Source organism: Streptomyces spongiae, from assembly GCF_009377185.1.
Lineage (GTDB): Bacteria > Actinomycetota > Actinomycetes > Streptomycetales > Streptomycetaceae > Streptomyces > Streptomyces spongiae.
Genome location: NZ_VJZC01000486.1, coordinates 1 through 7,657 on the forward strand (window position 1 = coordinate 1; position 7,657 = coordinate 7,657).

Consider the following 7,657-nt stretch of genomic DNA (forward strand, 5'->3'; position numbering starts at 1 on the left):
ACCTCACCTCATGTACCGCCCCCCGACACCCCTGCCATCCGCTCCAGGCGGACTCTGTGGATCACAGCAACCCCGCCGCACGAGCCCAGCGAGCTGCGTCACGCCCGGGGGTCAACCCCCGGACCCCCGGCCGTAAAACCGTTGGCGCGGCCATCAGAGCAACCCCGCCGCACGAGCCCAGCGATACTTCGCACCGAGCACGGCCACCGGCTTCTCGGTTGTGTACGGGTACGCCACGACCCCCCGCTCGAAGAGGTGCTGGCACGCCTCCTCGACCTCCACGTCGCCCGCGAGTGACGCGACCACGGGCTTGCTGATCCCGCGCTCACGGAATTCGGCTACCACGCGCGCGGTGAGCTCGGCGAAGACCATGGGTGGGGTCACGATGGTGTGCCAGTAGCCGAGGACGAGCGCGTGGATGCGGGGATCCTCCAGGCCCAGCCGGATCGTCGCCTCGTACGTCGACGGCGGCTCGCCCCCGGTGATGTCCACCGGGTTGCCCGCGGCCCCGAAGGGCGGGATGAACTTCCTGAAGGACTCGTCCAGGTCCGGCGGGATCTCCATCAGGGAGAGTCCGTTGTCGGTCACCGCGTCGGAGAGCAGGACGCCGCTGCCGCCGGCACCCGTGATGATGACGACGTTGTCGCCCTGAGGCGTCGGAAGGACCGGCAACGCGCGCGCGTACTCGAGCATTTCGTTCAGCCCGGGCGCCCGGATGACCCCGGCCTGCTTCAGGATGTCGTCGTACACGGCGTCGTCGCCGGCCAGCGCACCCGTGTGCGAGCCCGCCGCCTTCGCTCCGGCCGCTGTACGGCCCGCCTTCAGGACCACGACCGGCTTCTTCGGAACGGTCGCCCGGGCCGCCTCCACGAAGGCGCGCCCGTCCTTGAGGTCCTCCAGGTGCATCGCGATGCACTTGGTGTTGGGGTCCTCACCGAACCACGTCAGCAGGTCGTCCTCGTCCAGGTCCGACTTGTTGCCGAGCCCGACGATCGCGGACACGCCCGTCTTCGTGGTCCGCGCGAAGCCCAGGATGGCCATTCCTATGCCACCGGACTGCGAGGTGAGCGCCACACCGCCCTTGACGTCGTACGGCGTGCAGAACGTGGCGCACAGGTCCTGCCAGGTCGAGTAGTAGCCGTAGATGTTCGGCCCGAGGAGCCGGATGCCGTGCCGCTCGGCGATCGCCACGATCTCGGCCTGCAGCTCGTGCTCACCGGTCTCCGCGAACCCGGAGGGAATCAGTACGGCGTTGGGGATCTTCTTGCGCCCCACCTCCTCCAGGGCCGCGGCCACGAACTTGGCGGGGATAGCGAAGACCGCCACATCCACCTCACCGGGAACGTCCGTGACACTCTTGTACGCCTTGCGGCCCAGAATGTCATCGGCCTTGGGATTCACCGGCTGGATCTCGCCGGAGAAGCCGCCGTCGATGAGGTTGCGCATCACCGAGTTGCCGATCTTGCCTTGTTCGTTGGAGGCGCCGATCACGGCGACCGAGGAGGGCTGCATCAGGCGGCGCATGGAGGTGAGGATCTCCTCGCGCGTGTACGTGCGCCGGGGCTTCGGTACCGAGTCCGCGAGGATCACGCGGATGTCCGCCGCGACCGCGCCCTCCGGGGTGGCGATCACGGGGTTGAGGTCCACCTCGGCGATCTCGGGGAAGTCCGCGACGAGTTCGGAGACCCGGCGGATCTGTTCGGCGATCGCCCACCGGTCCACGGCCGCGCCACCGCGCACGCCGTGCAGGATCTCCGCCGAGCGGATCGAGTCCAGCATCGACAGGGCCTCGTCGGCATCCAGGGGAGCCAGCCGGAAGGTCACGTCCTTGAGGACCTCGACCAGCACGCCTCCGAGCCCGAAGGCCACGACCTTCCCGAACGTCGGATCCGTGACGGCCCCGACGATGACCTCCTGCCCCTGGGGCAGCAGTTCCTGGACCTGCACGCCCTCGATGCGCGCCTGTGGGTCGTACGCCCGCGCGTTCTCGATGATCTTGTGGAAGGCGGCCCGTACGTCGGTGGAACCCTCCACGCCGACGATCACACCACCGGCGTCGGTCTTGTGCAGGATGTCCGGTGAGACGATCTTCATGACGACCGGCCCGCCGAAACGCGCCGCGTACGCCACGGCCTCGTCGACGTCCGTCGCAAGCTCCTCGCCCGGAACGGCGATCCCGTACGCGTCGGCGATCACCTTGCCCTCGGGCGCGGTGAGCGCGCTGCGGCCTCCGGCCCGTACGGCGTCGAGGAGCGTGCGCACCCTGAGCACCCGGTCTTCGGCCATCAATCAGATCACTCCGTTCGACTTGAGCAGGCGCAGCTCCTCGTCGCCGAGGCCGAGCTCGCCGACGAAGACCTCTTCGTTGTGCTCGCCGAGCAGCGGCGAACTGGTCACGGCCACGGGGGAGTCGGAGAGTTTCAGCGGACTGCCCACGGTCACGAACTCGCCCCGCTCGGGGTGCGGCACCTTCACGACCATCTCGTTGGCGACCAGCGAGTCGTCCTCGATGATCTCCTTGGTGGACAGGATCGGCCCGCACGGGATGTTGTGGGCGTTGAGCCTCTCCAGCACCTCCCACTTGGGGAGCGTGGATGACCACTCCTCGATCAGCTGGAACATCTTGTTCAGCTTCGGCAACCGGGCCTCGGGCGTCGACCACTCGGGGTCGTCGGCCAGCTCGGGCCGGCCGATGAGCTCACTGAGCGGCTTCCAGCCGACGGGCTGCACGATCACGTACACGTAGTCGTTCGGCCCGCCGGGCGCGCACTTGACCGCCCAGCCGGGCTGACCGCCGCCGGACGCGTTTCCCGAGCGGGGAACTTCGGTGCCGAAGTCGTCGTTGGGATATTCAGCGAGCGGGCCATGGGCCAGGCGCTGCTGATCGCGCAACTTCACCCGGCAGAGGTTGAGCACGGCGTGCTGCATGGCCACGTTGACCCGCTGACCGCGCCCGGTGTTCTCCCGCTGGAACAGCGCCGCGAGAATCCCCGCCACGGCGTGGATGCCCGTGCCAGAGTCCCCGATCTGGGCCCCCGTCGCCAGCGGCGGCCCGTCCTCGAACCCGGTGGTCGACATCGACCCGCCCATGGCCTGCGCGACGACCTCGTACGCCTTGAAGTTGGTGTACGGGCCTTCGCCGAACCCCTTGATGGAGGCATAGACGATACGCGGATTGATCTCCTGGATGCGGTCCCAGGTGAACCCCATGCGGTCGATCGCGCCCGGACCGAAGTTCTCGACCATGACGTCGGAGCGCCGGATCAGCTCGGTGAGGAGTTCCTTGCCCCGCTCGGTCTTGGTGTTGAGGGTGATGCTCCGCTTGTTGCAGTTGAGCATCGTGAAGTAGAGGGAGTCGACGTCCGGGAGGTCGCGCAGCTGCTTGCGCGTGATGTCACCGGTCGGCGCCTCCAGCTTGACGACGTCCGCGCCTAGCCAGGCGAGCAACTGGGTCGCGGAGGGCCCGGACTGGACGTGCGTCATGTCCAGGACGCGAATGCCTTCGAGGGCCTTGGTTGCTGTCATCGGGGGCACCTCACTTGTACATCGTCTGGTTCATGGTTCCGGGGGCGTACGCGTCCGGGTCGACCCAGACGTTGATCAGAGAGGGCTTCCCGGACTCGCGGGCGCGCCGGAGCGCGGGGCCGATGTCGGCGGGGTCACGGACCTCCTCGCCGTAACCGCCCAGCATCTGCGCGAACTTGTCGTACTGGACGTCGCCGAGGGTGTTGCCGATCCGCTCGCGCTCCTCGCCGTACTTGGCCTTCTGGCCGTAGCGGATCTGGTTCATGGAGGAGTTGTTGCCGACGATGCCGACGAAGGGGAGGTTGTAGCGGACGAGGGTCTCGAAGTCCCAGCCGGTGAGGGAGAACGCGCCGTCACCGAAGAGGGCCACCACTTCCTTGTCGGGCCGCGCCTTCTTGGCCGCGAGGACGAAGGGGACACCCACGCCGAGCGTGCCCAGCGGGCCCGGGTCCATCCAGTGTCCGGGCGACTTGGGCTGCACGACCTGACCGGAGAAGGTGACGATGTCGCCGCCGTCACCGATGTAGATGGAGTCCTCGGTGAGGAAGTCGTTGATCTCGCTGACCAGCCGGTACGGGTGGATGGGTGAGGCGTCCGACCTGAGGCTGGGCAGCCGCTTCTCGATGGCGGTCTGCTCGGCGGCGCGCAGCTCGTCCAGCCACTCCTTGCGCTTCGACGCGCCCCCGTTGATGCGCCCGGAGGCGGCCTCGGCCACCGACTTCAGGATCAGCCCGGCGTCGCCCACGATCCCGAGGTCGATGTCGCGGTTCTTGCCGACGGTCCGGTAGTCGAGGTCGATCTGTACGACGGTGGCGTCCTGCGACAGCCGCTTGCCGTAGCCCATGCGGAAGTCGAAGGGCGTGCCGACGATGACGATGACGTCGGCGTTGGAGAAGGCGTATCGCCGGGAGAGCTGGAAGTGGTGCGGGTCCCCGGGCGGGAGGGTGCCGCGGCCGGCGCCGTTCATGTACGCGGGGATGTTGAGGGTCCGTACGAGGTCGATGGCCGCCTCGGTGCCGCGGGTCGTCCACACCTGGCTGCCCAGCAGGATGGCGGGCTTCTCGGCGTGCACCAGCAGGTCGGCGAGCCTCTCGATGGCTTCGGGGTCGCCGGCCGAGCGGGTCGAGGCCCGGTAGGCGCCCGCCTTGGGTATGCGCGCCTTCTCTGCGGGCACCTTGGCGTCCAGTACGTCGCGCGGGATCTCCAGGAAGGAGGGGCCGGGGGCTCCGTGGTAGCACTCGCGGAACGCCATCGACACCATGTCCGCCGCGCGCGCCGTGTCCGGCACGGCCGCCGCGAACTTGGTGATCGGCGTCATCATGTCGACGTGCGGCAGGTCCTGGAGGGACCCCATCTTGTGCTGGGTGAGGGCTCCTTGGCCGCCGATCAGCAGCATCGGGGACTCGGCGCGGAAGGCGTTGGCGACACCGGTCACGGCGTCGGTCGTCCCTGGGCCCGCGGTGACGACGGCGCAGCCGGGCTTGCCGGTGATGCGCGCGTAGCCGTCGGCGGCGTGAGCGGCGACCTGCTCGTGGCGTACGTCGACGACCTCTATGCCTTCGTCGACGCAGCCGTCGTAGATGTCGATGATGTGGCCGCCGCACAAGGTGTAGATGACCTCCACACCCTCCGCTTTGAGTGCCTTGGCGACCAGGTGCCCACCGGAGATGAGGTTCTGGCTGTTGTCGTCGGGCATAGCGAAGTCCTGTCCCTTCGTAGGGGATTGGGCGCGTGGTTTGCGCAGCTCACACGCCGTTCACGCGTTCTCGTGGATGCCGTCGCGGTAGATTGCATACAGTCGACGAATACTGTATGAAGCTTGTTATCCCGCATCCGGTGGGTGGTGTCCAGGGGGCGTGCGGCACTTTTCGGGGGCCCGGTGGTCGGCCCTCCAGTTGACTCAGCGGTCAGGAGCCGGAATGGACCTGTTCGAACACCAGGCAAGGGAACTCTTCGAGGAATACGGCATCTTGGTTCCACGGGGCGAGGTCACCGACTCGCCCAAGGAGGCGCGCGAGATGGCCCGCAGGCTCGGCGGACGCGTCGTCGTCAAGGCCCAGGTGAAGACCGGAGGCCGCGGCAAGGCGGGCGGAGTGAAGCTCGCCGCCGACCCCGCCGCCACCGAACTGACAGCACGGCAGATCCTCGGCATGGACATCAAGGGCCACACGGTCGGCAAGGTGATGCTGGCCCAACCCGTCGACATCGACCGCGAGTTCTATGTCAGCTACGTCCTCGACCGCGCGGCCGGCCGTTTCCTGGCGATCGCCTCGGCCGAGGGCGGCATGGAGATCGAGGAAGTGGCCGCGACCAGGCCCGAGGCGGTTGCCCGCATCCCCGTCGACCCGGCCGAGGGTGTGACGGCGGCGAAGGCCGCGCACATCGCGGAGGCAGCCGGACTACCGCCGCAGGCCGTGGACATCCTCGTACGGCTCTGGGAGGTCCTCGTCCGTGAGGATGCCGTCCTCGTCGAGGTCAACCCCCTCGTCCGTACGGCGCGGGGGCAGATCCTCGCCCTTGACGGCAAAGTCACCCTGGACGACAACGCGCGCTTCCGGCAGGCGCGTTGGGGTGAGGAAGGCGCCGCGCACGACGACTCCCTGGAGGCGGCGGCCGCGGCGAAGGGCCTCAACTACGTGAAGCTGGACGGCGAGGTCGGCATCATCGGCAACGGCGCGGGCCTCGTCATGTCGACCCTCGACGTGGTCGCCGGCTGCGGCGCCCGACCCGCCAACTTCCTCGACATCGGCGGCGGAGCGAGCGCGCAGATCATGGCCGACGGCCTCTCCGTCATCCTCTCCGACCCGGCCGTGAAGTCGGTGTTCGTCAACGTCTTCGGCGGCATCACCGCCTGCGACGCGGTCGCCGACGGCATCGTGCAAGCCCTGGCCACCGTCCAGTTGACCAAACCCCTCGTCGTCCGACTCGACGGCAACAACGCCGCCCGCGGCCGCGCCATCCTCGACGGGCGCGCCCACCCCCTGGTCCAGCAGGCCACCACCATGGACGGCGCCGCGCGCCGGGCCGCCGACCTCGCCAACGCAGCCTAAGGAGACGGGACATGGCCATCTACCTCACCAAGGAGAGCAAGGTCCTCGTCCAGGGCATGACCGGCGGCGAGGGCATGAAGCACACCCGCCGCATGCTCGCGGCGGGCACGGACGTGGTCGGAGGCGTCAACCCTCGCAAGGCGGGTCGCACTGTCGACTTCGACGACCGTGCCGTGCCCGTCTTCGGCTCCGTCAGCGAGGGCATCGAGGTGACCGGTGCGGACGTCACCGTCGTCTTCGTGCCGCCCGCGTTCGCCAAGGCCGCAGTGATCGAGGCCGCCGACGCCGGCATCGGCCTCGCCGTCGTCATCACCGAGGGCATCCCGGTCCACGACTCGGTCGCCTTCACCGCGTACGCCCAGGCGAAGGGCACCCGCATCATCGGCCCCAACTGTCCCGGGCTCATCACGCCCGGCCAGTCCAACGCGGGCATCATCCCCGCCGACATCACCAAGCCCGGCCGCATCGGCCTGGTGTCCAAGTCGGGCACGCTCACCTACCAGCTGATGTACGAACTCCGCGACATCGGCTTCTCCACCTGCGTCGGCATCGGCGGCGATCCCGTCGTCGGCACCAGCCACATCGACTGCCTGGCCGCCTTCGAGGACGACCCGGACACCGAACTCATCGTGATGATCGGGGAGATAGGCGGTGACGCGGAGGAACGGGCCGCCGCGTACATCCGCGACCACGTCACCAAACCCGTCGTCGGCTACATCGCCGGCTTCACGGCACCCGAGGGCAGGACGATGGGACACGCGGGCGCGATCGTCTCCGGTTCGTCGGGCACGGCGCAGGCGAAGAAGGAGGCACTGGAGGCGGCCGGAGTCCAGGTGGGCGGCACCCCGACCGAGACGGCGCGGCTGGTGTTGGCCCGGCTGGAAGCCGAGCGCGGTGTCACTCCGAGTTGATGCGCGATAGCTGTTCGGTACCAGGCGGCCTCGCTACCTCCCCCGTACGAGGTCTCCGTACCCGCCAGTAGGCAGGTAGGCGTCTTCTGGCGCGAGAGACGAGCCATGCACGACCCCGCCCCCGACTGTGCACCGAGAGCGGAGCAATCGAATGGCAACCACCCTCAACCC

At 68.6% G+C, this 7,657-nt stretch carries 5 protein-coding genes; 2 read left to right on the top strand and 3 right to left on the bottom strand.

Annotated elements, in window-relative coordinates:
• Positions 1-153: 153 nt before the first annotated feature.
• Genes FNH08_RS39070 through FNH08_RS39080 form a run of 3 tightly spaced genes read right to left on the bottom strand, consistent with a single transcriptional unit; the run spans position 154 to position 5,221 of the window.
• The gene (locus FNH08_RS39070) at positions 154-2,286 is read right to left on the bottom strand and encodes an acetate--CoA ligase family protein (RefSeq protein ID WP_152776273.1); all 2,133 of its coding nucleotides are present in this window, start codon (positions 2,284-2,286) and stop codon (positions 154-156) included.
• A gap of 3 nt (positions 2,287-2,289) precedes the next feature.
• Entirely contained in the window at positions 2,290-3,525 is a 1,236-nt protein-coding gene (frc, locus tag FNH08_RS39075; protein WP_152776274.1) for a formyl-CoA transferase, read from the bottom strand.
• Between the two features lie 10 nt (positions 3,526-3,535).
• The gene (locus tag FNH08_RS39080; RefSeq protein WP_152776275.1) at positions 3,536-5,221 is read right to left on the bottom strand and encodes a thiamine pyrophosphate-binding protein; all 1,686 of its coding nucleotides are present in this window, start codon (positions 5,219-5,221) and stop codon (positions 3,536-3,538) included.
• A 223-nt stretch (positions 5,222-5,444) separates the two neighbouring features.
• On the opposite strand from FNH08_RS39080, the gene sucC reads away from it, so the two are divergent.
• Entirely contained in the window at positions 5,445-6,575 is a 1,131-nt protein-coding gene (gene sucC, locus FNH08_RS39085) for an ADP-forming succinate--CoA ligase subunit beta (protein WP_152776276.1), read from the top strand.
• 11 nt (positions 6,576-6,586) lie between these two features.
• A complete protein-coding gene (gene sucD, locus FNH08_RS39090) occupies positions 6,587-7,486 on the top strand; it encodes a succinate--CoA ligase subunit alpha (protein WP_152776277.1) in 900 nt (299 codons plus the stop codon).
• Positions 7,487-7,657: the final 171 nt, after the last annotated feature.

Bases quoted from the DNA above. Each gene is read 5' to 3' on its own strand.
- sucC (WP_152776276.1), top strand. From the start codon at position 5,445: ATGGACCTGTTCGAACACCAGGCAAGGGAACTCTTCGAGGAATACGGC.
- frc (WP_152776274.1), bottom strand. From the start codon at position 3,525: ATGACAGCAACCAAGGCCCTCGAAGGCATTCGCGTCCTGGACATGACG.
- FNH08_RS39070 (WP_152776273.1), bottom strand. From the start codon at position 2,286: ATGGCCGAAGACCGGGTGCTCAGGGTGCGCACGCTCCTCGACGCCGTA.
- FNH08_RS39080 (WP_152776275.1), bottom strand. From the start codon at position 5,221: ATGCCCGACGACAACAGCCAGAACCTCATCTCCGGTGGGCACCTGGTC.
- sucD (WP_152776277.1), top strand. From the start codon at position 6,587: ATGGCCATCTACCTCACCAAGGAGAGCAAGGTCCTCGTCCAGGGCATG.